The organism is Bacteroides celer (assembly GCF_002632415.2).
Taxonomy (GTDB): Bacteria; Bacteroidota; Bacteroidia; order Bacteroidales; family Bacteroidaceae; genus Bacteroides.
In genome coordinates this window covers 3,931,136-3,956,116 of record NZ_CP178209.1, presented here as the reverse complement: position 1 = coordinate 3,956,116, position 24,981 = coordinate 3,931,136, and the positions used below count along the sequence as shown (strand labels likewise).

Here is a 24,981-nt window from a genome sequence, read left to right as displayed (position 1 = left end):
TTACAGATAAACGTGCGTATAAAAGGACTTTTTTACATACTTGTCATTCTGTTGTTGGCATTGGGTAGTATATTGCTCTATCTCTCCAGTCAGATGAACGCGCTCTTTTTCTACATAGGAGAGGGGCTGGTGCTTTTTATCCTGCTTTATCTGACATTCTTCTATCGTAAGATAGTGAAACCGTTGAATACTATCGGAAGCGGTATGGAACTGCTGCGTGAGCAGGATTTCAGTAGCCGTCTTAGTCCTGTAGGACAATATGAAGCCGATCGTGTGGTGAATATCTTCAACCGCATGATGGAACAGCTCAAGAATGAACGTCTTCGCTTGCGTGAGCAGAATAACTTTCTTGATCTGCTGATTAAGGCTTCTCCAATGGGAGTTATCATCACCTCCCTTGATGAAGACCTTGCGGAACTGAACCCGATGGCTTTGAAGATGCTGGGCGTTCGTCTGGAAGATGTACAAGGCAAGAAGATGAAAGAGATTGATTCTCCGTTGGCGGTGGAACTGTCCAGCCTTCCGAAAGGAGAGACGGTTACCGTCCGTCTGAACGACTCGAATATCTACCGGTGCACTCATTCCTCTTTCATCGATCGTGGATTCCAGCACCCTTTCTATTTGGTGGAAACCCTTACCGACGAAGTGATGAAAGCGGAAAAGAAAGCCTATGAGAAAGTAATCCGCATGATTGCTCATGAAGTGAACAATACGACTGCCGGCATCACTTCTACACTGGATACGGTAGAACAAGCCCTTTCCAGCGAAGAAGGAATGGATGACATTTGCGACGTGATGCGTGTGTGTACCGACCGTTGTTTCTCGATGAGTCGTTTCATCACCCGTTTTGCCGACGTTGTGAAAATCCCCGAACCGACACTTTCTTCTGTCAATCTAAATGATTTGGTTTTCACCTGCAAACGCTTTATGGAAGGAATGTGTAATGACCGTCATATCACCCTTCGCATGGAAATAGATGAAAGCCTGAAAGACGTTATGCTGGATGCTGCTCTGTTTGAACAAGTACTCGTAAACATTATCAAAAATGCAGCGGAGAGCATTGAAGCCGATGGAGAAATAATAGTCCGTACTATCTCTCCCGCCACTGTTGAAGTGATAGATAACGGCCAGGGAATCAGCAAGGAAACAGAAGCTAAACTGTTCAGCCCTTTCTTCTCCACCAAACCGAACGGCCAGGGAATCGGACTTATCTTTATTCGTGAAGTCCTGATGCGCCATGGATGCACATTCTCTTTGCGAACCTATGCCGACGGCCTGACCCGATTCCGCATTATTTTCCCCTAATTGTGTCAAATAAGAACATTTCTTCCATCAAATAGACCTTTTTTTGTCTTAAAATCACTCATACCTTTGCCCCGCTCAATTCAATAGGATTTAAGGTATGAGATTAATGAAAAAAGGCACATTGACGCTCTTTCTTTTATTGGCTATCAGTATTCCGCTAAGTGCGCAGTATGTGGTACAAGGGGTGGTGACTGATTCTCTGACCAAAGAGCCTTTGCCTTATGCATCTGTACGCTTAAAAGACACGACAGAAGGAACTACTACCGGAAGCGACGGACGTTTCTATTTCAAAACCAACCGTTCCGAAGCAGTGCTTGTCATCTCTGTAATCGGTTATAATGACTATATCCGTTCCATCCGTCCTGCCCGTAACGCATCGTATAAAGTGACGCTTTCGCCTACCGAATATGCCCTCGGCGAAGTAGTGGTAAAACCTAAGCGCGAGCACTACCGGAAGAAAGATAATCCGGCCGTAGAGTTTGTGCGCCGCATGATTGAAAGCCGTGACAACCATTCCCCCTACGAAAAAGACTTCTGGCAACGCGAACGTTATGAAAAGACCACTTTCGCATTGAACAATTTCGATGAAGAGAAACAGAAGAAATGGCTATATCGCAAATTTGATTTCCTTACCGAATACGTAGACACTTCTGCCGTCACCGGTAAACCGATTCTGACAGTATCAGCCCGCGAACTGCTTGCCACAGACTATTACAGGAAATCTCCCCGTTCCGAGAAGCAATGGGTGAAAGGGCGTAAACAGGCCGGTGTCGATGAATTTCTCTCCAAACAGGGGATGCAGGCTGCCATCAATGAAGTCTTTAAAGACGTGGACATCTACGAAAATAATATTTCCTTGTTCACGAATAAGTTTGTCAGTCCATTGTCCCGTATCGGCACAGGCTTCTATAAATATTACCTGATGGATACCTTACAGATTGCCGGAGAACCCTGTGTAGACCTAGCTTTTACACCATTCAATTCCGAGTCTTTCGGTTTCAACGGACATCTCTATGTGGTGCTCGACTCTACTTATTTTGTCAAACGTGCCGTATTCAACTTCCCCAAAAAGATAAACCTGAACTTTGTGGATTATATGTTGCTCGAGCAGGAATTCAAGCGTGCCGAAGACGGTACCCGCTTGCTCGACCACGAAAGCATCACTGTTGAGTTTAAACTGACCGAAGGGCAGGATGGTATTTTTGCCCGCCGTGTGGCAGATTACAGCAACTATACCTTTACCCCGACTGCTGAAGCCGATAAAGCTTTCACCAAGCCCGAACGCATCATCGAAGAAACCGAAGCCTTGTCTCGCCCCGAAACATTCTGGGCGGAGAACCGTCCGCAAGCCGCCATCTCCCAACAGGAGAACTCGGTAGACCGCCTGATGACACAATTACGCAGCTATCCGGTATATTACTGGACGGAAAAAGTGCTTTCCATTCTCTTTACGGGATATATCCCTACCTCCAAAGAAGCCCCCCTTTTCTATATCGGCCCGATGAATGCAACCATCAGCGGCAATACATTGGAAGGTCCCCGCATCCGTGCCGGAGGTATGACAACCGCCTGGCTCAATCCGCACCTGTTTGGCAAAGGATATGTGGCTTACGGTTTTAAAGATGAAAGAGTGAAAGGATTGGCGGAACTGGAATATTCGTTCAAGAAGAAAAAAGAATACGCCAATGAATTTCCCATCCATTCTCTGAAATTGCGTTACGAATCAGATGTGAACCAGTACGGACAAAACTACCTGTACACAAGCAAAGACAACGTGTTCCTAGCCTTGAAACGTGAGAAAGACGACCGTATCGGCTATTTCCGGCAAGCGGAGATGACCTATATCAATGAATTCTACTCCGGCTTTTCTTTCCAGTTAACGGCACGTACACGAAAAGATGAGTCCTCCTACCTGATCCCTTTCTTAAAAAAGGAAGGAGATGCATACACTCCGGTCAAAGATTTCTCTATCAGTGCGGCAGAGTTAAAACTGCGTTATGCTCCGAACGAGAAATTCTTCCAGACCCAATGGAACCGTTTCCCTGTGTCATTGGATGCACCGGTGTTTACCCTGTCTCATACCCTTGCCGGAAAAGGCGTGTTGGGTAGCGATTACACCTACAATCATACCGAGGCCGGTATTCAGAAACGCTTCTGGTTTTCCGCATTCGGCTATACGGATATTATCCTGAAAGCCGGAAAAGTGTGGGACAAAGTTCCTTTTCCGTTGCTAATCATGCCTAATGCCAACCTTTCTTATACCATCCAACCCGAATCCTACTCGTTGATGAATGCGATGGAGTTCATGAACGATGAATATTTCTCGTGGGATGTTACGTATTTCCTCAACGGATGGCTGTTCAACCGCGTTCCGTTGTTGAAAAAACTCAAATGGAGGGAAATAGTTTCCTGTCGGGGTCTATATGGACATTTGAGCGACAAAAACAACCCTGCTTTGAGTGACGGTTTGTTCGCTTTTCCGATAGAAAACACGCAAACAATGGGAAAAACACCTTACGTGGAGGCGGGTGTCGGTATCGAAAACATTTTCAAGGTGTTACGTTTAGACTATGTCTGGAGACTCACTTATCGTGATTCTCCCGGGATTGACAAATCAGGCTTGAGAATAAGTCTCCACATGACCTTTTAAAAGTTAAATCCTGCTAATTGCAATGTTTATATGACAAATAAAGACCGTATTAGTAATTAATTAATCTTATTTTTGCATCAATTTTAGTTTAATTTTAATAGAATAGAAATGAAACAAGAAATTAAACCCGCTACCGGGCGTCTTGGCGTACTGGTAGTTGGAGTGGGTGGTGCGGTAGCTACCACGATGATTGTAGGTACACTAGCCTCTCGCAAGGGACTGGCAAAACCGATAGGATCTATTACCCAGTTAGCCACAATGCGCATGGAGAACAACGAAGAAAAACTCATCAAGGACGTTGTGCCTTTGACGAATTTGGAAGACATTGTTTTCGGAGGATGGGATATTTTCCCGGACAACGCATACGAAGCTGCTATGTACGCCGAGGTTTTGAAAGAAAAAGACCTCAACGGAGTGAAAGAAGAATTGGAAGCTATCAAACCGATGCCGGCTGCTTTCGATCACAACTGGGCAAAACGTCTGAATGGTACGCACATTAAGAAGGCCGCTACCCGTTGGGAAATGGTAGAACAACTTCGCCAGGATATCCGCGACTTCAAAGCTGCTAACAACTGCGAACGTGTAGTTGTACTCTGGGCTGCAAGTACTGAAATTTACATTCCGTTGTCTGACGAACACATGTCACTCGCTGCTTTAGAGAAAGCAATGAAGGAAAACAACACTGAAGTGATTTCTCCGAGTATGTGTTATGCGTATGCTGCGATTGCAGAAGACGCTCCGTTCGTAATGGGTGCTCCTAACTTGTGTGTAGATACTCCTGCTATGTGGGAATTCTCTAAACAAAAGAATGTACCTATCTCTGGTAAAGACTTCAAGAGTGGTCAGACACTGATGAAAACCGTATTGGCTCCGATGTTCAAGACCCGTATGCTGGGTGTGAACGGTTGGTTCTCTACCAATATCCTCGGTAACCGTGACGGTGAAGTACTCGATGATCCGGATAACTTCAAGACAAAAGAAGTCAGCAAGTTGTCTGTAATCGATACTATTTTCGAACCCGAAAAATATCCGGATCTCTATGGAGACGTTTATCATAAAGTACGTATCAACTACTATCCTCCTCGCAAAGACAACAAAGAAGCATGGGACAACATCGACATCTTCGGATGGATGGGCTACCCGATGGAAATCAAGGTGAACTTCCTTTGCCGCGACTCTATCCTTGCAGCTCCTATCGCTCTTGACCTTGTGCTGTTCAGTGACTTGGCTATGCGTGCAGGCATGTGCGGCATCCAGACTTGGTTGTCATTCTTCTGCAAGAGCCCGATGCACGATTTCGAACATCAGCCCGAACACGACTTGTTTACACAATGGAGAATGGTAAAACAGACATTGCGTAACATGATTGGTGAAAAAGAACCTGATTACTTAGCTTAATCAGTAACCCCAAATAATAAGTTGAGATTGAGATTTACCATCCTATAAAGACTGGTGGATGCTCAACCTCAACTTTTACTTTTTTATTGTACAAATTCCCGATCACATTCGGGAACTCATGGCATAACCGACTCGTAGTTTGTAATTAGTAATTAGTAATAAATGAAGCGTCCTCCCTTTCTACCTGTTTTTATAGGCACGGGCTTTGGCTCCGGTTTTTCTCCTTTTGCTCCCGGCACGGCTGGGGCGTTACTGGCTTCTATCATTTGGATTGCATTTTATTTCCTCCTTCCTTTCCCTGTTGTATTATGGCTGACCGCCGCTTTGGTGATTGTATTTACATTCGCCGGCATTTGGGCTGCCAATAAACTGGAAACTTATTGGGGGGAAGATCCTTCGCGTGTGGTAGTGGACGAGATGGTAGGAGTATGGATACCGTTATTGGCCGTTCCCAATGACGACCGTTGGTTCTGGTACGTGATTGCAGCTTTTGCCCTGTTCCGTATCTTTGATATAGCCAAGCCGTTGGGCATACGCCGTATGGAAAGCCTGAAAGGTGGAGTAGGTGTGATGATGGACGACGTTTTGGCGGGAGTGTATAGTTTTATTTTGTTAGTGGGAGCAAGATGGGTGATTGGCTGAAAAGAGTTGCACGGATGATTTCCCAGAAAGGTGGCATCTTCATGTTCTTGAGGGCGCAGCTTTCTGCTCAAATGGCAACTATTGCAGACTTTCTCGTTACGATTCTTCTGGTCAGGCTATTTGAAGTCTACTATGTATATGCCACCCTGGCGGGGGCTATCTATGGAGGAATCGTCAATTGTGTTATCAACTATAAATGGACCTTTAAATCGAAAGGAAAGAAAACGAATGTCGCTGCAAAGTTTATCCTTGTATGGATTTGTAGCGTTTGGCTAAACACGTGGGGCACGTATGCACTGACAGAATCATTAGCAAAGATTCCCTGGGTACGTGATACGCTTAGCCTGTATTTCGGAGATTTCTTCATTATTCCTAAAGTGGTAGTAGCAATCATCGTGGCATTGTTCTGGAACTATAATATGCAGCGTGTCTTTGTTTACCGGAATATAGATATAAGAAGTTTATTCGGAAAAAGAAACTGAAAAAAAACAGATTGAAAAAATCGATTGAAAGAACTGATTGAGAAAACAGAAGATTTAGATAAAAATAGCTATAAACAGATTTAAACAGATGAATTACAGAGATTATTTACAACAGTTGATTTATAAGATTATCAATCCCCTGATACGCGGAATGATTAAAATAGGGATCACTCCTAACTTTATCACCACTACCGGATTTATCCTGAATGTAGTAGCGGCAGGAATGTTTGTATATGCCGGCATTTATGGCGGTCAAAACGATCTGGCCATTATCGGCTGGGCAGGCGGTGTGATTTTGTTTGCCGGATTATTTGATATGATGGACGGACGTGTAGCTCGCCTGGGTAACATGAGTTCCAAGTTCGGTGCGCTTTACGATTCAGTACTCGACCGTTATAGTGAATTGATGACCTTCTTCGGTATCTGTTACTATTTGTCAATGAAAGACTATTTCTTTTATGCACTTATTGCCTTCATAGCACTAATCGGCTCACTGATGGTAAGCTACGTGCGTGCCCGTGCCGAAGGACTGGGAATCGAATGTAAAGTGGGATTCATGCAACGTCCGGAGCGCGTAGTGCTGACCAGTCTCGGAGCTTTATTCTGTGGCGTTTTCAAAGATATCACCGCTTTCGAACCGATTCTGATTATGATTGTTCCTCTTGCCTTTGTTGCAGTGTTTGCCAATATCACAGCTTTTGCACGTGTGAGACATTGCTACAAAGCGATGAAAGAATAATCTATCATTTATCAACTATCACCTATCAACTAATATGATAAAGAATATTCAAATGCCGTCGAAGAGAGAAGCCCTGACTGTGACAGTCATTATGGCTCTTTTCCTTTTGCTGACAGGTATCTTCATCGGGCTTCGTTCCGAGCACCTGTTAATGGCGGTACTCTATTTAGTTTTATTTTTTGCCGGACTGCCTACTCGTAAGTTAGCAGTAGCTCTGTTGCCTTTCGCCATTTTTGGAATCTCGTATGACTGGATGCGTATTTGCCCCAACTACGAAGTGAACCCGATTGACGTGGCCGGACTGTATAATCTCGAAAAGTCCCTCTTCGGAGTGATGGATAATGGCCTTCTGGTTACCCCTTGCGAATACTTCGCAGCGCACAACTGGCCGATAGCAGACGTCTTTGCCGGAATCTTCTACCTTTGCTGGGTTCCTGTTCCTATCCTGTTCGGGCTTTGCCTGTATTTCAAGAAGGAAAGAAAAACCTACCTTCGCTTTGCACTGGTATTTTTATTCGTCAACCTGATCGGCTTTGCCGGTTATTATATCCATCCGGCAGCTCCACCCTGGTATGCTATCAACTACGGTTTCGAACCGATACTGAACACATCCGGCAATGTAGCAGGATTGGGACGCTTTGATACTTTCTTCGGAGTGACCATCTTCGATTCGATCTATGGACGCAATGCAAACGTCTTTGCGGCAGTACCTTCACTGCACGCAGCCTATATGGTAGTTGCATTAGTGTACGCCATTATTGGTAAATGCAGATGGTATGTGATTACCCTTTTCTCTATTATTATGGTAGGTATTTGGGGAACAGCCATTTATTCATGCCATCATTATATCATTGATGTATTACTCGGTATCTCTTGCGCATTGATCGGCTGGCTGGTATTCGAATATGTATTGATGAAAATCCCGGCATTCAAAAGATTCTTCGAAAGATATTATGCATATATAAAGTAGATCTATCCCCGTGCTGGAATAAATCGTACTAAGTCATACAAGAAACAGTGAAGAACAAATATCGTAATATATTCCTCGCTTTTGGTATCATCGCCGTCCTGATTATGATATTCACTTTCGATATGGATTATCAGGAGCTTTGGATGAATCTGAAACGTGCAGGGATATATTTACCTTTGGTCTTGTTGCTGTGGCTGTTCGTCTACCTGATTAATACAGTCTCGTGGTATATAATAATCCGTAGTAGCGGAAAAACCGGCTTTTCATTTGCCCGGCTCTACAAATTCACCGTGACGGGATTTGCACTCAATTACGTGACTCCCGTCGGACTGATGGGCGGTGAGCCATACCGCATTATGGAACTGAAACCCTATATAGGAATCGAACGCGCCACCTCTTCCGTGATTCTTTACGTGATGATGCACATCTTTTCCCACTTTTGCTTTTGGTTGAGTTCAGTCTTGCTTTATGTCTGCCTGTACCCGGTGGGGTGGGCGATGGGAATGATCCTGGGAGCTATAACCCTCTTTTGCCTACTGATCGTTATTCTTTTCATCAAAGGCTACCGGCATGGGATGGCAGTAGCTTTTGTCCGCATGGGTAGCCGTATTCCTTTCCTGAAAAAGAAAGTCGTTCATTTTGCAAGTGCACATAAAGAGAAACTGGAGAATATAGACAAACAAATCGCACTTCTCCATCAGCAAAAGAAACAAACCTTTTATAGTGCCCTCTTATTGGAATATACCGCCCGTGTAGTCAGCTGTTTTGAAATCTGGCTGATACTGAATGTGCTGACCACTAACGTCAGCTTTGCCGACTGCTGCCTGATTGCAGCTTTCTCTTCTCTTCTTGCCAACCTGCTGTTTTTCCTGCCCATGCAACTGGGAGGTCGTGAAGGCGGCTTTGCCCTTGCCGTAGGTGGACTTTCCCTTTCCGGAGCCTACGGTGTCTATGCCGCTTTGATTACCCGGGTGCGTGAAATGGTCTGGATTGTTATCGGACTTGCACTGATGAAAGTAGGAAACTTTAAACAATCAAAAGAAAAATATTCTGCTTAAATTTATAACTTTGTCTGACTTATAAAGGATCTATATAAAAAGACCTATAAAGAAAGCGACAATGAATAATTTTATCTTTTACAGCCCTACCGAATTTGTATTCGGACGGGACACGGAAGCGCAAACCGGAGCATTAGTGCAGAAATATGGCGCACGCAAAATAATGATTGTCTATGGCGGTGGCTCTGTGATACGCAGCGGATTATTGGCTCGTGTTGAGAAATCATTGCAGGAAGCAGGGATTCCCTATTGTATGCTGGGCGGTGTACAGCCTAACCCGATAGACACGAAAGTATATGAAGGAATCGACCTCTGCCGGAAAGAGAACGTAGATATGATGCTCGCCGTTGGTGGCGGCTCTGTGATTGATACGGCGAAAGCTATTGCAGCCGGAGTTCCTTATGACGGAGATTTCTGGGACTTCTACATCGGAAAAGCCATTGTGACGAAAGCATTGAAAGTAGCCGTTGTGTTAACGATTCCTGCTGCCGGAAGCGAGGGTTCCGGTAACACCGTCATCACGAAAGTCGATGGCTTACAGAAATTAAGCCTCCGTGCTCCCGGTGTACTACGTCCTGTTTTTGCCGTAATGAACCCCGAACTGACCTACACACTTCCTCCTTTCCAAACCGCCTGCGGCATTGCTGATATGATGGCACACATCATGGAACGCTATTTCACCAACACGAAAGATGTAGAGATAGGCGACCGTCTGTGCGAAGGCACACTACTTGCCATCATCAAAGAAGCAAACACCGTCATGAAAGAACCTGAAAACTACGGAGCCCGTGCCAATCTGATGTGGAGTGGAACCATTGCCCATAACGGAACCTGTGGTGTAGGTTGTGAAGAGGACTGGGCTTCCCACTTCCTTGAACATGAAATCAGTGCTATTTACAATGTAACTCATGGCGCCGGACTTTCCGTAATCTTCCCTGCCTGGATGACATGGATGACAGAACACAATGTGGATAAGATAGCCCAATACGCTATCCGGGTGTGGGGAGTGGCAGAATCTGACGATAAAAAGGCGGTGGCCCTTGAAGGAATTTCCCGCCTGAAATCCTTCTTTACTTCCATCGGCCTGCCTGTGACCTTCAAAGAACTTGGCATTGAGAATCCCGACATCGACCGCCTTGTAGATAGTCTGCACCGGAATAAGGGCGAATTGGTAGGCAATTATGTCAAATTAGCGAAACAGGACAGCAAAGAGATTTATCGTCTGGCATTATAAGAAAAACAGATATAACCAACAACTGCATCATTTGTCTTCTGATAGAGGGGTACAGTTGTTGGTTTGTTTCTTTTGCCCCATCTTTGGAACAGTATTATAAATGCTTCCCCTCTTTATGCAACAAAAACAGTATAGTTATGCCCCATTTTTAGAACAAAATTCGAGTATTTTACCCCATCTTTGAAAACTTTTTATAACTTTGTTGTTGATAACCAATAAGTTTGTGATTCATGTTTAAAAGAGATATATTGCTTCATTTGGAAAGATGGAAAGTCGATGCGCACAGAAAGCCTTTAATATTACGTGGAGCGAGACAAGTAGGTAAAACAACGGTAGTTAACGAATTTGGGAAACAGTTTGAAAATTACCTTTATTTGAATTTGGAGAAACGGGAGGCAGCATCCTTATTTGAGTTGAATGTGCCTCTAAAAGATTTGATGCCTTTGTTCTTTGCACATTGTGGAAAGGTAAAGAAAGAGGGACAAATCTTGCTTTTTATTGATGAAATTCAAAATTCGGCAAAGGCGATGGCATTGTTGCGCTATTTTTATGAAGAATTACCTGATATTTATGTGATTGCTGCCGGTTCATTATTAGAAAACCTGATAGATGTGCATGTTTCATTTCCAGTGGGAAGGGTGCAATATATGGCATTGCGTCCTTGTTCATTTCGCGAGTTTCTGGGTGCTGTCGGCGAAGAAGCTTTAGTGACTGTTTTAGATCAACCGGAAGTCACTTTCGCTTTTCATGACCGTTTGATGTTATTGTTTAATATCTATACGCTGATTGGAGGCATGCCGGAAGTTGTGCAGCTTTATGCAGAGAGCAGGGATATTCTAGTTTTGGAGTCCACTTATGAAACCCTTTTGCAAGGATACCGGGATGATGTGGAAAAGTACGCTCAAGGGAAACGACTTCCGGAAGTGATTCGTTTTATCTTAAAGGAGGGATGGCATAAAGCCGGGCAAGCAGTAACTTTAGGGGGATTTGCCGGTTCGTCTTATAATGCCCGGGAAGTAGGAGAGGCTTTTCGTCTGTTGGAGAAAGCAATGCTATTGGAACTAGTTTATCCGACTACGGCAACGGAAGTTCCGGCCACTCCTGAAATAAAGCGTATGCCCAAGCTGGTCTGGTTGGATACAGGATTGGTGAATTATGCGGCACAGGTGCAGAAGGAAGTTTTGGGAGCAAAAGATATAATGGATGCTTGGCGTGGTATGATAGCGGAGCAGATTGTGGCGCAAGAACTGTTGACACTGACAGATAAAGTCAGTCAGAAACGTTGTTTCTGGGTACGTAATAAGAGCGGTTCAAATGCAGAAGTCGATTATGTCTGGGTACAGGATTCCATGGTTTATCCCATTGAAGTTAAGTCAGGACATAACGCCCATCTACGTTCCTTGCATTCTTTTATGAATCGCTCTGTGCAGACAGTTGCAGTCAGAATATGGTCGCAGCCCTATGCGGTGGATGAGGTGAAGACGGCAGACGGGAAAGAATTCAAATTGATTAATCTTCCCTTTTACCTCGTTGGAAAATTAGACAGCATATTGCGTCGGTTTTAAACGACCTTTGATAACGAGTAGTCTTGTAAAATCATAAAATAAAGATTAGGCACGGATTACACAGATTACACGGTTAGTGCTATGCTTATACAAAGCAACCGTGAAATCCGTGTTATCCGTGCCTAAATTATAATAAAGCTAATCTTTTTTTAGACTTTATCCCAATCCTTTTCAGCATTGAAGCAAGGACAGGCTTTGATCCATTCTTCCGGTTCAATCTCGCCGTTTCCGTTCAGGTCGGGGCTAAGATCCCGGTGTCCACATATCCGGCAATCGGGATACTCTTTCAATAAAGCAAGAATCAATACGCGCAGAGAGTGTTTTTGCCAACAGGTGCGTGTGTCCTTCGGTTGTCCCATGCAGTCGAGTCCTCCTTCGTAGCAGATACCTATACTTTCCTTGTTGAAACCGCGACAATGCGCACCGACCTTTTCTATCGGACGGGTAGACTTTATATCACCGTTCTTGCGGATATAAAAATGATACCCCGTTCCGTTGAATCCGCGCCTGCGGTGACAGATATCCAGATCATATTCCGTGAAGCTCTTGTCCTCGCGCGTGGCGGAGCAATGGATTACTATTATATTGATAGTTCTCATGGATAAGACCGTTCATTGTCAGGCTTCTGCCACACTACGTTGCGAGCACTCTTTATGGATACATTGCAAGGTGGCAGCCTGCGCCAGCTGACCTCTTAATGAGAATATCTCCGTATGCATCTCTTTCACTTTCGAGCTAAGGTCGAAATAATCCTTCAACACTTTTTCCAACTGCTGCATCAGAAAAGTATATTGGTCTTTCACCAGTTCGCTGAACTCTTTTACTTCTTGCGCCATTACTTTGCGCTTTTTGCGGTTACTGCCCAGAAAGGGCAGGATTGTCATAATGATCTCTATGATTTTATCAAGCATTTTAATAAATTGAGAATTGAGAATTGAGAATTAAAAAATAAATGTAGAAGGAAACAGAAACCGCATGGAGAGTAACTGTAGAAATCACTCCGTAATATCCATGCGGCACTGTTTTTTAAGATTAAGCTGCCGGGTCCGGAGCTTCGCCACTTCCGCCGCCATCACCGCTTCCGCCGTCTTTTCCGTCGTCGGTGCTTTCTCCGTCGCCCTTTGCTGCCAGGATGAAATCGACATTATTCTCGCCTCGGGTAGTGGCATGACTCGTATTCACCAGCTGAAGCGCCTTATCTGCTACGAAACGGACATTTACTTTGCGGATGCTGCGCACCGTGCAATCTTTCTCCTTTTCCGCCCCTTCGCTGCTCAACGTGATATGGAACGTACCCAATCCGTCAATCTTCACCTTGTCGCCCTGGGTAAGCGACAGGCGTAATTGCTCGACAAAAGCCTCAATGGCATGCTTCACGTCTCCTGCAGTGAGCGAGGAGTTCGCTTCGATGGCATCCGCCAGCTTGTTGATGTCCATCACTCTCACTGTACCCGATTTCTGGCGTACATAATACAACATCTGTGAATCGGGTTGATTCACATACTTTCTGCGCTGATAGCGCTCCACTAATACATTCATACAATTAAAAAGTTAAGGTTTAAGTAATAAAATTTTCTCTGTCCTTACGACATTACAAATATACGAAATATGAAATGGAAAGTCAAGTATTTTGCTATATATTTTGTGTGTATAATGAAATAAAATAAGAAAATGATTTCTGCTATATATTGTAATATAAAATTGTATGTTATTAGTGTAATTGTTTCTTATTTAGTGTGTTTCAGCATATACTCTAACGGAGGGACATATTCGGTGATCTTGGTCATTTCCGGATTATGTCTGAAATAGACGTTTCCTGTCTCTCCGTTGCGTTGCTTGGCTATGATGACTACTCCCAGGCCTTCGGTGGGATAACCACTTTCCCGGTCGGTCGTTACCCTTGCAAGGGCGGGACGGTAGAGCAGCATGACGACGTCTGCATCCTGTTCAATGGCTCCGCTCTCGCGGAGATGGGCCAGTTCGGGCCGGCCGGCAGGGCGGTTTTCCGATTCGCGGTTTAGCTGGCTAAGCAGTACGACCGGTACATTCAGTTCTTTGGCTAGCAATTTTGCCTTGCGGGTGGCTTGTGCCACTTCCTGTTCGCGGTTGCGGTTGTTTTGACCGGTCGTCATGTCGCAGAGTTGCAGGTAGTCGATAATAATAGCATCGCACGCATGTTGGCTTTGCAGCAGTCGCGCGCTGGAACGTATATGTTCCATGTTGACCGATGTGCTGTCGTCTACGTGTATCGGTAGGCGTTTGAGGTCAGCGGCTGTTGTGCGTGCCTCTACGAGTTCCTGTTGGCTGACGGTTCCCGATCGCCAATGGCGGGCACTGATTTCGCTGGTCGCTGTCAGCCATCGGTCTGCTAGTCGTTCTCCTTGCATCTCGAGGCTGTAGACAGCTACGGCATACCCTGCCATTGCTGCGCTTCGTGCCATGTGTAGTGCGAATGCCGTTTTTCCTACGCTGGGACGGGCGGCGACCACCACCAACTCGCCTTTCTGTAGTCCGGACGTCATGCGGTCCAGATCCGCCAGTCCGGTAGGGAGGCCGGTCACTCCGTTTTTGTTGTTGGCGATACGTCCTTCGGCTTCTACCATGGTGGCGGTCATTAGTTCATCCATGTCGCGCATGTGGTTGTTATGGCCGAATTCGCCTTCCAGACGGTCGAGCAGGTTATGTGCGTCTACCAGTGAGTCGTCGATATCCATCGTTTCGTCTAGCGAACAGGCGAGGAGTTTGTTGAACCCCAGAATCATTTCGCGTCGCAGATATTTCTCGTGTACGATCTGCGCATGATATTCAAGATGGGCGGAGGTTGCCACCTTGCTGCTCAATTGGGTGATGCCGAACGGTCCGCCCGCCTCTTCGAGCTTTCCACGGTGGGAAAGCTCTTCTTTTACGGTGAGGATGTCTATCTTTATTCCTGCATGATACATGGCCAGTATGGCGGCATAGATAACCTGATGGCGCAGGACGTAGAACATTTCGGGACGCAGCTTGTCGGCTACCAGTGGTATGGCTCCCTGCTCTATCAGGCAGGCGCCGATGATGGCTTCTTCTATTTCGGGAGCCTGTGGTGAAACTCTGTTTTCGGTATTCATAGGATCAGTATTCGTTAAGAAAAGCTTTGTTGGATAAATAGCTGGCGGCATGGAGAAGGAAATTGATGTTCGTTTGGTGGAAATAATATTCCTCTATCCTGTCGATGGCGAGTTGTTGTTCCTTGTCGCTCAACTTTTTCCATTCGCGTTGTGCTTTGGCGATATTCTCTTTGGGGAGCTGCGTGATGCTGTGGAATTCATTCCAGAACAGGTGGAACTGTTCGTTGACGGTTTTCTTTTTCTGCTTGTCGCTGTCGGGAACTCCCACCCACTTGTCGTATTCGGTGACACGGATATGCAGGGAGGAATTGTTGGGGTGGGGGATGATTTCTATAATTCCCAGCGTGGCAAGCTCGTGTATGAACCGGAAGGCTTTTCCGACAGACCAGTGGAAGATGTGGCTCCAGTCACGATAACTAAATAGGCTTTCGCCTCTTTTGCACAAGCAGTCTTTGTTCTGTCGGTCGTTATAGAGTGTATCCGAATAGTTGACTTTCATCAGGATTTTCAGGAGTGCTTCTAGTTCTCCTTCTTGCATGTGCAGGTCTTCTATCTGCTGCTGTACTAAGGCTTTAGGGATAATGAGAAAACCTTGTTTCAGCATGGCTTGGAAATTGATTTTTTTCATTGGGTATTATTTAAATTTTCTGTAAAAGTACGCTGTTTCCGTGCGGTTTGCAAGGGGTGTGCCTGTTTGTGGACGGGTGTGGACGAAGAAGAATAGTTGTGGTACGTAAGTTGTTGTATTTTTGTTTTCTTTCATGGGGCGAAGAAGTGATCGGGAGATGAAATGGATGCTCTGTTTGTGTTTGATAAAGCTTCTGCCGGAGATAGACAGAGCCTTCGTTAGGGGGATTCGGAGGCTCTGTTTGGAATGAAAAAAACGGTCATTTTGCCGAACGCTTTGTGGAACGCTTTTTTCTTTCGGTAAATAGCTGTATAAATGATAGTTATCTTCTTATCTGAAAAAAGTGGTGAACGCAAAGTGGAATACATAATAAACAATAAAAAGATAAATGATATATTTAAAAATATATAGTTCGATTTTCCTTTTATTCCTTGTCGATGTTTTCGTTTTCTACTACGTAATTAAACGTTTGTCGGCAGGTCGATGTGGGGAGGTCCCCAATGACGGTAAAGGATTAGTTGCATTTCGGGACTGATGTCGATTGTTTGGCAGGTGTAATACGCGGCAGCCAGTTGTTCATTCAACGTCTTGTCTGCTTTGATGCGTTTGCGCATTTTTTTGCTGGCGGAAGAGGCGTTTGCCAGATCAGGAAAATATTCTTTCGCCAACTCGGAGAAATACTTGAATCCATTGATGCTGTAGTGTTCGACAGCTGGTTCATTGTTGTTCATAACTTTGTTGTTTTTTAGTAATTAAAAGAGTTGTTTGTTTAAAAAACTGCGCAAATGTATGAAAATAAATTTGATAGATAATGTGAATATTTCAGTTTTTAACTTTATAATTTTATGTATGTAAATTTTTGTATATATATTTTCGTATTTTACTAAAGTAAATTATGGGAATAGTAAATATTAATTATTAAATTATTTTTTAATGAAGAAGGAAAGTTTTACTTCGTTTATGAAGCAAGTGGCTGTTGATTTGCAGCAGAGTGGGAATTTAGGGACTGCTCATGTATATAGAAGTAGTTTGAATGCGATTCTTACTTTTCAGGGTTCCGGTTGTTTGTCGTTCCGGGAAATAACTCCGGAGTGGCTGAAGCATTTTGAGGGTAGCCTTCGGGCTCGTGGGTGTAGCTGGAACACGGTGTCTACATATCTTCGCACGTTGCGTGCGGTTTACAATCGTGCTGTCGATCTTCGGAAGGCGCCTTATGTGCCACATTTGTTTCGCTCCGTATATACAGGTACGCGGGCGGACCGTCGCCGGGCATTGGATGCGGAGGATATGAAGAAGGTATTTGCCCGTCTGTTGCAGTCGGATGCGGTTACTTCTGCCATGAGGAGTGCGCAGGAGTTGTTCATTCTTATGTTCCTGCTCCGGGGATTGCCTTTTGTCGATTTGGCTTATCTGCGTAAGAGTGATCTCCGGGGGAATGTGATTAGTTATCGTCGTCGTAAAACGGGGCGTCCGCTGTCTGTGACGTTGACCTCGGAAGCGATGTTTCTTTTACGGAAGTATAGGAGCCGCGAGGAGCAGTCGCCCTATTTATTCCCGATTCTTCACAGTGACGAAGGTTCGCCAATGGCGTATAAGGAATATCAACTGGCTCTGCGCAATTTTAACTATCAGTTGGAACTGGTGGGAAAGCTGCTTGGACTCAAAGATCGGTTGAGCTCATATACCGCACGTCATACTTGGGCGACCACTGCGTATTATTGCGAAATTCATCCGGGCATTATTTCCGAAGCAATGGGACATTCGTCTATCACTGTAACAGAAACTTATTTGAAACCTTTTCGAAGTAAGAAAATTGATGAAGCAAATAAACAGGTGATCGACTTTGTAAAACGCTCGGTGATAGGTACAAGTGCTTGATTTTTACTCTGTTACTTCGTAGGTAACGGGTTGAAATATCGGTGCAAATATGAGCATATTTCTTAAAACAACCAAACGAAATCATACATTTTTTCTAATAAACTACTCAAAAGAGGAATTAAACAAATAAAACACACGGATTCTTTGTATTAGGACTTTGTTAACTTCTAAATTTTGCAAAAGATTTCCCTCCCTCTACTGCCTTTCAGAAGCAGGGGTAAAAATGTTTCATTGCTTATCGTCTCATTTTTCAGTATTGACTACTCCAAAAGAGCAGGTACAAAGGTTTATCCGTTACCTACGAAGTAACGGGCGGCTATTATTGAAACTTAGTGTTTAATAATATATTATTAATGTAATTTTTAAGTAGTTATGAAGAAAAAATTTGTTAGGGTAATGCTTTTTGGGGCATTGACGCTTGCGGTTAGTACAACTGTAACGAGTTGTAAGGACTATGACGATGACATCAAAAATCTGCAAGAGCAGATTGATAAAGTTACGTCCACTAATCCGGTGAGTACAGAGGACATGAAAGCGGCCATATCTAGTGCCATTCAAACTTTGCAGACTCAATTGCAAACTGCTATTGATGGTAAGGCGGATAGCAAGGCAGTACAGGATTTGCTGAAAACAGTAGAAGCATTGCAGACTGCGTTGGAAAACAAAGCAGATGCAAGCACTATTAAAACATTGGGCGACCAGATTACCGAACTTTCGAAACAAGTAAACTCAATTGAGGGAACTTTGAACGAAACGAAGAAAGATTTGGAAGCTAAAGTTGCCGACCTGACAGAAAAGTTGGCTGGTGCTGCATCTAGCGAAGACCTGAAAAAATTAGCCGATGAACTGGCAGAAGCTAAGAATGAATTGAAAGCTGTAAATGATATGGCTGACAATAATGCAGCTGCTATCGTTGAGATAAAAGCTAATATCTTGGAATTGCAAAAATTGGATGGTAGAATCACCGCATTGGAAACATTCAATCAAAACGCTGCATCGAAGGATGATTTGGCTGCTTACGTAGCCCATTCTGAACTTGCAGGCTTGGTTGACAATGAAGTACTGGAGTTGTTGAAAGACAATGGCTCTATTGCTAAATATGTAAACGAGGTTATTGAATCACAGGTATTGGCGGAAACCTCCGCTATCAATCTTGCTATCAAAGGTGTAGACGATAAATTAGCAACGTTGAGTACTAGTTTTGAAACTTATAAGAGTGAACAGGCAACTGCTTACCAAACTGTTACCAGTAATATCACTACGCTTACTACATTTAAAACAACTATCGAAACAGCTTTAACTAATGGTGGTTATGCAAATTTTGAAGCCGTATTGACGGAAATCTCTACGATCAAAGATAGCTATGGTTATTGCGCTACGAAAGAAGCTTTTGATAGTAAAGTAGAAACCTATCTTACTACTTATAAAAGTGAGGTAGATGGGCAGTTTAATACATTAAAAGCTCGTATCACAGCACTTGAAAACCAGATTCAGAGCGTAGTTTATGTTCCTGAATATGAGGATGGTAAAATCATCTTTATGTCTTATTTCTACGATAATAAATTGGTGGCTGAAACAAAACCGATCCAGATGAAATTCCGTACTTCTCCTGCAACGGCCGTTGCCAACTTCGCAGAGAATTATGCTCCTTCGTTCGACGGACAGGAAATTAAGACTCGCGCAGCCGAGATTTATAACATTGAGAAAACGGAAGTAGACGAAGCTGCAGGTATTGTCACTTTTACGGTTTCTACTTCAACGGACAAGAGTTTCGCTGTTAGTCTGAATCTTATCGCTAAAGATCAAAGCAAAAATCTGACTAATATCAGTTCGAACTATTTCCCGGTAATTTCGGATTATAGAGCGATTACTGATGTAAAAGTGAAATCACCGAATGAAGCAATTGATTATATTCTTTATGATAAACCTCTATCAGTTGTAGATTATGCAACAGGAGCTGTTCTTCAGATTACTGGTAAAGACAGAGCTGGTGATGTGATTACTGATGAGCCAATGGCAAGCAGTGTGAATGCCGAGAAGTTCGTAGTGTCATATAAGGTAGAGGGAACTGATCCAGATTCTTATACCATTGAGAATGGTGTGGTGAAATTGAAGGAGTATAATAACGTTTCTTCTAATGGTAAAAAAGCAACTCCAAAAGCCACTGTAATAATCACTGGTACTGATTTCAAACAAGTTACTACTTTTGCTGATGTTACCGCTAAAGCGGCATCGTCAGATCCGGAAGTTACTTCAACTCTTTCGCCAGCTCAATTTGATGGAACAAAAGAATACGTAGCTGATGTAACAATTGCTTATGGTACTGGTGGTGGTCAGATTGGTATTAGTAAGGAAGCTTATGAAAAATTGCCAGCAGAGAATTTTGACTTTAAAGATGCAAATGGAGTATATTTGAAACCTAAAGATAACACTAAAAACGAATTGGTAATTGTAGTCCCGAAAGGTACGGTAGCAGGTACTTATACACCGGAAGTGAAAGTAAAGGTATCTGATGTACAGAACTTTACTTTGAAACCATCAATTACAGTTGAGGTAACAACTGCTGATTATACATTGACGTATGATGATAAGATTATTACTGGTGGATCAAGTTTGGCTTTGATCGCAAATATTCTTCCGGCAGACAAGCCTACATCTATGAATTTCATGATGGAAATCCCTTCTCTCTTTAAGAACTATGCAACGATTGTGGACAATGCTAAGAAGGTAGGTGCTACTGTTCAGTTCTCACTGGAAGAAGCGATCACTGGTGTTAGCCTTGCAGACAATGTATTGAAAGTGGATAATACATACTCTAACCCTATTCCTGCTAAGGCTATAGTAGTTGTTGCTAAGGTTATTGCTAAAAATGCGGCTGGAGCAGATATAGAATTAGTAGCTTCTAAGGAAACAACCTTTACTCTTGCTGATCTTAGTGGTGAATGGACTGCTCCGACTGACGCGATAGTGAAGATTGGTAGTGATAAATTGGATGCAACTGCTCAACTTGCAACAGGAGCTAAATGGACAGCTTCTAATGGCAAGGTAATGTGGAACGCAGGTCAGGAAGTAAAAGCTGGTAGCGATTGGGGAGTAACTCCATTGGGTATATTCGGATTTGTAGCTCCTACATTCGTATTAGATAATGCCTCTGACACTAATTATGTTAAATTAGATAAGAATACGGGTGCTTTGACTCTTACCAATACAGGAAAGCAGCTGAAAGCTGAAGCTAGCATTGTTGTTAATATTGTTGCCGAGTCACGTTGGGGAACAATTACTAATTATGGTAGCGGTAAGACGGTTACAGTGAAAATAAATCCGACAGCATTGTCAAGCGCTATTTCATAAATCCCTTCTTCACCTATGTGTGAAAAGATATTTTTTTACCCCAGAACAAAGCGAAGGACACAGCTTGTGAAAGTCCATCCTTCTATCTTTGTTCTTCTATAAGAAAAGGGATGCCTTCCCTAATTTCCCACTGGCATCCCTTTTATCTTTACTTCGAATGTATCTCCTTACATTATGCTAGTACGCTAAAATCTTTAATACTAGTACCCCATTTCCCTATAAATTAAGGAGATGCTTTGAGAGAATACAGAAAGCCCGGGCTTGCGAAAGTCCGGGCTTTTCAATCTTTAAGAAGAAATCTTAGTTGTAGATTATCGCACGATAATTACCAGATACCCATTCTTTCTATTTTACTTCCTCACATCCCCCCTTTTATGAGAAAAATAATTTTAATCTGCTGCTTCCAAATGATGATGATAAACATACTCGTCTGTTATATTATGATTTGAAAGAAGAGCGAGCAACAATCAAACAAAAAGGCGACCCGTACCTAACGAGCCGCCTTTTCTGTCTATTTGATTTCGATTTCTTCCTTCATATCGATTTCCTCTCCATGTGTATCATAGAACACATATTGCAGGAATGCGAGTTTCTGACTTGGAATAATCTTAATACCGAATCCATATTTCATTTGCCACTTCCGTTTCAGGGAAACGAGTCCCTGATTGATGTAGGCGGCAACATACGGATGGACGTGTAACGAGAATTTCTTAACCTTCAGTTTATTGACCAGGTAATCAATTTTACTCTCCAAAGTGTCCGTAAAGAGAATGGACGATTTGATGGTGCCTTTGCCGAAGCAAGTAGGACAGATTTCGGTCGTGTTGACGTCCATTGCCGGACGCACACGTTGGCGTGTAATCTGCATTAGCCCAAATTTGCTAAGCGGCAGAATATTATGCCGTGCCCTGTCTTTCTGCATATTGGCACACATTCGTTCATAAAGCTTTTGACGGTTTTCGGCTTCATTCATATCGATGAAGTCGACGACAATGATACCACCCATGTCTCTTAATCGCAGTTGGCGGGCCAGCTCGTCGGCGGCTCCCAGATTTACTTCGAGTGCGTTACCTTCCTGCCCGTTGGCATTCTTGGTGCGGTTACCGCTGTTCACGTCTACTACGTGAAGCGCCTCAGTGTGCTCAATAATCAGATAGGCACCACTCTTGTAAGAGACTGTTTTACCAAACGATGATTTAATCTGCTTGGTGATACCGAAATTGTCGTAAATGGGAAGTTGGCCTTTGTACAGTTTCACGATATTAGCCCGGTCGGGCGCAATCAGTGATACGTAATCCCTAATTTCATTGTACACAGCCTCGTCGTTGACGTGAATATTCTCAAATGATGGGTTGAAGAGGTCGCGCAACAAACCTACGGCGCGGCTGGTTTCTTCATAAATCAACGTCGGGTACTTGGTGGCTTTTTGTACTTTTACCATCGCATCTTCCCAATGCTTAACCAAAACTTTAAGCTCTCCGTCGAGTTCGGCTACGCGTTTGCCTTCGGCTACCGTGCGGACAATGACACCAAAGTTTTTAGGCTTGATGCTCATTAGCAGTTGTTTAAGGCGGGCGCGCTCTTCGCTCGATTTAATTTTTTGTGAAACAGAAACCTTATCATTGAAAGGGATCAGTACGAGATAGCGTCCGGCAAACGAAATTTCGGACGTCAGTCGCGGTCCCTTAGTGGAGATCGGTTCCTTAACGATTTGCACCACTACTTCTTGTCCTACTTTGAGGGTGTTGGATACGGTTCCATCCTTGTCAAGGTCGGGAAGCAGGGTTGCTTTGCTGATGGAGGTCAGCTTCTTTTTGTCGCTTAAAGTCTGCTTTACAAACTTTTCGAGTGAGTTAAATTGAGGACCCAAGTCTAAATAATGAAGGAAAGCGTCTTTCTCGTAACCGACGTCTACAAAGCATGCATTTAGTCCGGGCATCAATTTCTTGATACGTCCCAAATACATATTGCCCACAGAGAAAGAAATATTTCTTCCTTCGCTTTGAAGTTCCACCAGGCTCTTATCTTCGAGAAGGGCGATGGAGACCTCTTTGGGCTGTACGTCAACTACTAGTTCACTTGTCACTGTTTTGTTTCCTTATTATTGATTGAATCTCATTTATATGAACAACTTTTTTGACAAATTGTTCATTTAGGGTTAGCTACTTAAACAAAGAACAAACTTGAAAGACATTAGCTTCGCAAGTTTGTTCTTTATTTCTGTGTGATCCAGACTTAAAAATTATTTTTTGCTTTTATGTCTGTTCTTTCTTAGTCTTTTTTTACGCTTGTGCGTAGACATTTTATGTCTTTTTTTCTTTTTTCCGCTTGGCATAGCTTCACATTTTATGGGTTAATACTCTTGTTTATTATTTCTTTACTGAAATTGTAAATGTCTTAGCCGGTTTGAAAGCCGGAATGTTGTGCTCCGGAATAATGATCGTAGTGTTTTTAGAAATGTTACGAGCAGTTTTCTGTGCTCTTTTCTTTACTACGAAACTACCAAACCCACGCAGGTATACGTTCTCATCGTTAGACAGTGAATCCTTTACTGCATCCATAAATGCCTCAACTGTTGTAAGAACTGTCTGCTTATCAATCCCAGTTTTCTTTGTAATCTCGTTTACAATATCTGCTTTAGTCATTTTTCCTTAAAAAAAATATTATTACTATGTTATTGCTAATTTTTTGGACTGCAAATATATAGCTTTTTAAGCTCCTAAAAAAATATATTCTGCACATTTTTCTAAAAAAATAGTGGCATAGGGTTTTCTTAGAGCTAAAAGAGTTACTTTTGTGTGCCTTTTGAGTAGGATATACAAGATAAATGTTAGATAATACATTAGGAATGAGGATATGAACGAGTTTACGAAAACGATTGTAGAGTGGTATGAAGAGAATAAACGTGAACTGCCCTGGAGGGAGTCTGCCGATCCGTATCTGATCTGGATTTCGGAGATTATTCTTCAACAGACGCGGGTGGCGCAGGGGTATGATTATTTTCTTCGCTTTATCAAGCGTTTTCCCGATGTACAGACTTTGGCTGCTGCGGATGAGGACGAGGTGATGAAGTATTGGCAGGGGTTGGGGTATTATTCGCGTGCCCGCAATCTTCATGCTGCCGCCAAAAGCACGAATGGTGTTTTCCCGAAAACATATCCGGAAGTGCTGGCTCTGAAAGGAGTGGGGGAGTACACGGCGGCAGCTATCTGTTCGTTTGCTTACGGTATGCCTTATGCGGTGGTGGATGGCAATGTGTATCGGGTGCTTTCACGTTATTTCGGTATAGATACTCCGATTGATTCGACGGAAGGAAAAAGACTCTTTGCAGCATTGGCAGATGAGATGTTGGATAAAAAGCATCCGGCTGTTTACAATCAGGGGATAATGGATTTCGGAGCGATTCAGTGTACTCCGCAGTCGCCCAACTGTTTGTTCTGTCCGTTGGCAGGCGGTTGCTCGGCACTTTCGAAGGGGTTAATGACAAAGCTTCCGGTGAAACAGCATAAGACAAAGACTACCAACCGTTACTTCAATTATATTTATGTACGTGCGGGCGCGTATACCTTTATAAATAAACGAACAGGAAATGATATTTGGAAGAATCTGTTCGAATTGCCATTGATAGAGACTCCGACGGCTCTTTCGGAAGAAGAGTTTCTTGCTTTGCCAGAATTCCGTGCATTCTTTGCATCAGGGGAAGTGCCGGTGGTACGTTCTGTTTGCAGGGAAGTGAAGCATGTGTTGTCTCACCGGGTGATTTATGCTAATCTGTATGAAGTAACATTATCTGAAAATTTGACTTCTTTCGGTGATTTCCAGAAAATAAAAGTGGAGGAACTGGAGCAGTACGCTATTTCAAGGCTGGTGCAAACTCTGCTGCAAGCACTAAATGGCAAGTATTAAGTTTTAATACTTAAAATTCTTGCATCCTATTGTTATTCTGTTTAATTTTGGCAGCAGATTTAATTTTA

21 protein-coding genes are annotated in these 24,981 nt (G+C 43.4%); 13 read left to right on the top strand and 8 right to left on the bottom strand.

Annotation, left to right across the window (positions count from 1 at the left end; translation table 11 throughout):
- The first annotated feature begins 12 nt into the window (after positions 1-12).
- The 10 genes from CJF29_RS16200 to CJF29_RS16155 all read left to right on the top strand — a co-directional run bounded on the left by CJF29_RS16200 (position 13) and on the right by CJF29_RS16155 (position 12,043).
- On the top strand, positions 13-1,305 hold the full coding sequence (locus CJF29_RS16200) for a sensor histidine kinase (RefSeq protein ID WP_008999915.1): 1,293 nt from the start codon (positions 13-15) through the stop codon (positions 1,303-1,305).
- Between the two features lie 97 nt (positions 1,306-1,402).
- Positions 1,403-3,955 carry a DUF5686 and carboxypeptidase-like regulatory domain-containing protein gene (locus CJF29_RS16195; protein ID WP_074559226.1) on the top strand — a complete coding sequence of 851 codons (2,553 nt, stop codon included), beginning with the start codon at positions 1,403-1,405 and terminating at the stop codon, positions 3,953-3,955.
- Positions 3,956-4,063: 108 nt separating this feature from the next.
- Entirely contained in the window at positions 4,064-5,353 is a 1,290-nt protein-coding gene (locus CJF29_RS16190; protein ID WP_008999917.1) for an inositol-3-phosphate synthase, read from the top strand.
- A 162-nt stretch (positions 5,354-5,515) separates the two neighbouring features.
- Complete coding sequence (locus CJF29_RS16185) at positions 5,516-5,995, top strand: phosphatidylglycerophosphatase A (protein ID WP_008999918.1); 480 nt, start codon at positions 5,516-5,518, stop codon at positions 5,993-5,995.
- Positions 5,996-6,009: 14 nt separating this feature from the next.
- The gene (locus CJF29_RS16180; RefSeq protein ID WP_008999919.1) at positions 6,010-6,477 is read left to right on the top strand and encodes a GtrA family protein; all 468 of its coding nucleotides are present in this window, start codon (positions 6,010-6,012) and stop codon (positions 6,475-6,477) included.
- 88 nt (positions 6,478-6,565) lie between these two features.
- Positions 6,566-7,216 (top strand): CDP-alcohol phosphatidyltransferase family protein, encoded by a 651-nt coding sequence (locus CJF29_RS16175; protein WP_008999920.1) that lies wholly within the window; start codon positions 6,566-6,568, stop codon positions 7,214-7,216.
- 52 nt (positions 7,217-7,268) lie between these two features.
- Entirely contained in the window at positions 7,269-8,186 is a 918-nt protein-coding gene (locus CJF29_RS16170; protein ID WP_008999921.1) for a phosphatase PAP2 family protein, read from the top strand.
- Positions 8,187-8,233: 47 nt separating this feature from the next.
- A complete protein-coding gene (locus tag CJF29_RS16165; protein WP_099147011.1) occupies positions 8,234-9,244 on the top strand; it encodes a lysylphosphatidylglycerol synthase transmembrane domain-containing protein in 1,011 nt (336 codons plus the stop codon).
- Between the two features lie 61 nt (positions 9,245-9,305).
- Positions 9,306-10,478, top strand: a complete 1,173-nt coding sequence (locus tag CJF29_RS16160) for an iron-containing alcohol dehydrogenase (RefSeq protein WP_099147012.1) — start codon at positions 9,306-9,308, stop codon at positions 10,476-10,478.
- 230 nt (positions 10,479-10,708) lie between these two features.
- Entirely contained in the window at positions 10,709-12,043 is a 1,335-nt protein-coding gene (locus tag CJF29_RS16155; RefSeq protein ID WP_099147013.1) for an ATP-binding protein, read from the top strand.
- Between the two features lie 149 nt (positions 12,044-12,192).
- Here the strand turns inward: CJF29_RS16155 and CJF29_RS16150 are convergent, their stop codons facing one another.
- The 6 genes from CJF29_RS16150 to CJF29_RS16125 form a co-directional block, all read right to left on the bottom strand.
- Positions 12,193-12,642: an N-acetylmuramoyl-L-alanine amidase gene (locus CJF29_RS16150; RefSeq protein WP_099147014.1), complete on the bottom strand. Its 450-nt coding sequence runs from the start codon at positions 12,640-12,642 to the stop codon at positions 12,193-12,195.
- Positions 12,643-12,660: 18 nt separating this feature from the next.
- Positions 12,661-12,954, bottom strand: a complete 294-nt coding sequence (locus CJF29_RS16145) for a hypothetical protein (RefSeq protein ID WP_099147015.1) — start codon at positions 12,952-12,954, stop codon at positions 12,661-12,663.
- Between the two features lie 121 nt (positions 12,955-13,075).
- Positions 13,076-13,582 (bottom strand): HU family DNA-binding protein, encoded by a 507-nt coding sequence (locus CJF29_RS16140; protein ID WP_099147016.1) that lies wholly within the window; start codon positions 13,580-13,582, stop codon positions 13,076-13,078.
- A 188-nt stretch (positions 13,583-13,770) separates the two neighbouring features.
- Positions 13,771-15,150, bottom strand: coding sequence for a replicative DNA helicase (gene dnaB / locus CJF29_RS16135; RefSeq protein WP_099147017.1), 1,380 nt, complete (start codon positions 15,148-15,150; stop codon positions 13,771-13,773).
- Positions 15,151-15,154: 4 nt separating this feature from the next.
- Positions 15,155-15,778 carry a hypothetical protein gene (locus CJF29_RS16130; RefSeq protein WP_099147018.1) on the bottom strand — a complete coding sequence of 208 codons (624 nt, stop codon included), beginning with the start codon at positions 15,776-15,778 and terminating at the stop codon, positions 15,155-15,157.
- Positions 15,779-16,239: 461 nt separating this feature from the next.
- Complete coding sequence (locus CJF29_RS16125; protein ID WP_099147019.1) at positions 16,240-16,509, bottom strand: DUF4248 domain-containing protein; 270 nt, start codon at positions 16,507-16,509, stop codon at positions 16,240-16,242.
- Between the two features lie 202 nt (positions 16,510-16,711).
- On the opposite strand from CJF29_RS16125, the gene CJF29_RS16120 reads away from it, so the two are divergent.
- On the top strand, positions 16,712-17,656 hold the full coding sequence (locus CJF29_RS16120) for a tyrosine-type recombinase/integrase (RefSeq protein ID WP_099147020.1): 945 nt from the start codon (positions 16,712-16,714) through the stop codon (positions 17,654-17,656).
- Positions 17,657-18,052: 396 nt separating this feature from the next.
- The gene (locus tag CJF29_RS16115; RefSeq protein WP_099147021.1) at positions 18,053-21,007 is read left to right on the top strand and encodes a hypothetical protein; all 2,955 of its coding nucleotides are present in this window, start codon (positions 18,053-18,055) and stop codon (positions 21,005-21,007) included.
- A gap of 511 nt (positions 21,008-21,518) precedes the next feature.
- Here CJF29_RS16115 and CJF29_RS16110 read toward each other — a convergent pair.
- Positions 21,519-23,093, bottom strand: a complete 1,575-nt coding sequence (locus CJF29_RS16110) for an Rne/Rng family ribonuclease (RefSeq protein ID WP_099147022.1) — start codon at positions 23,091-23,093, stop codon at positions 21,519-21,521.
- A gap of 283 nt (positions 23,094-23,376) precedes the next feature.
- The gene (locus CJF29_RS16105) at positions 23,377-23,652 is read right to left on the bottom strand and encodes an HU family DNA-binding protein (protein WP_004300646.1); all 276 of its coding nucleotides are present in this window, start codon (positions 23,650-23,652) and stop codon (positions 23,377-23,379) included.
- A gap of 211 nt (positions 23,653-23,863) precedes the next feature.
- On the opposite strand from CJF29_RS16105, the gene mutY reads away from it, so the two are divergent.
- Entirely contained in the window at positions 23,864-24,913 is a 1,050-nt protein-coding gene (mutY, locus tag CJF29_RS16100) for an A/G-specific adenine glycosylase (RefSeq protein WP_099147023.1), read from the top strand.
- Positions 24,914-24,981 lie beyond the last annotated feature (68 nt).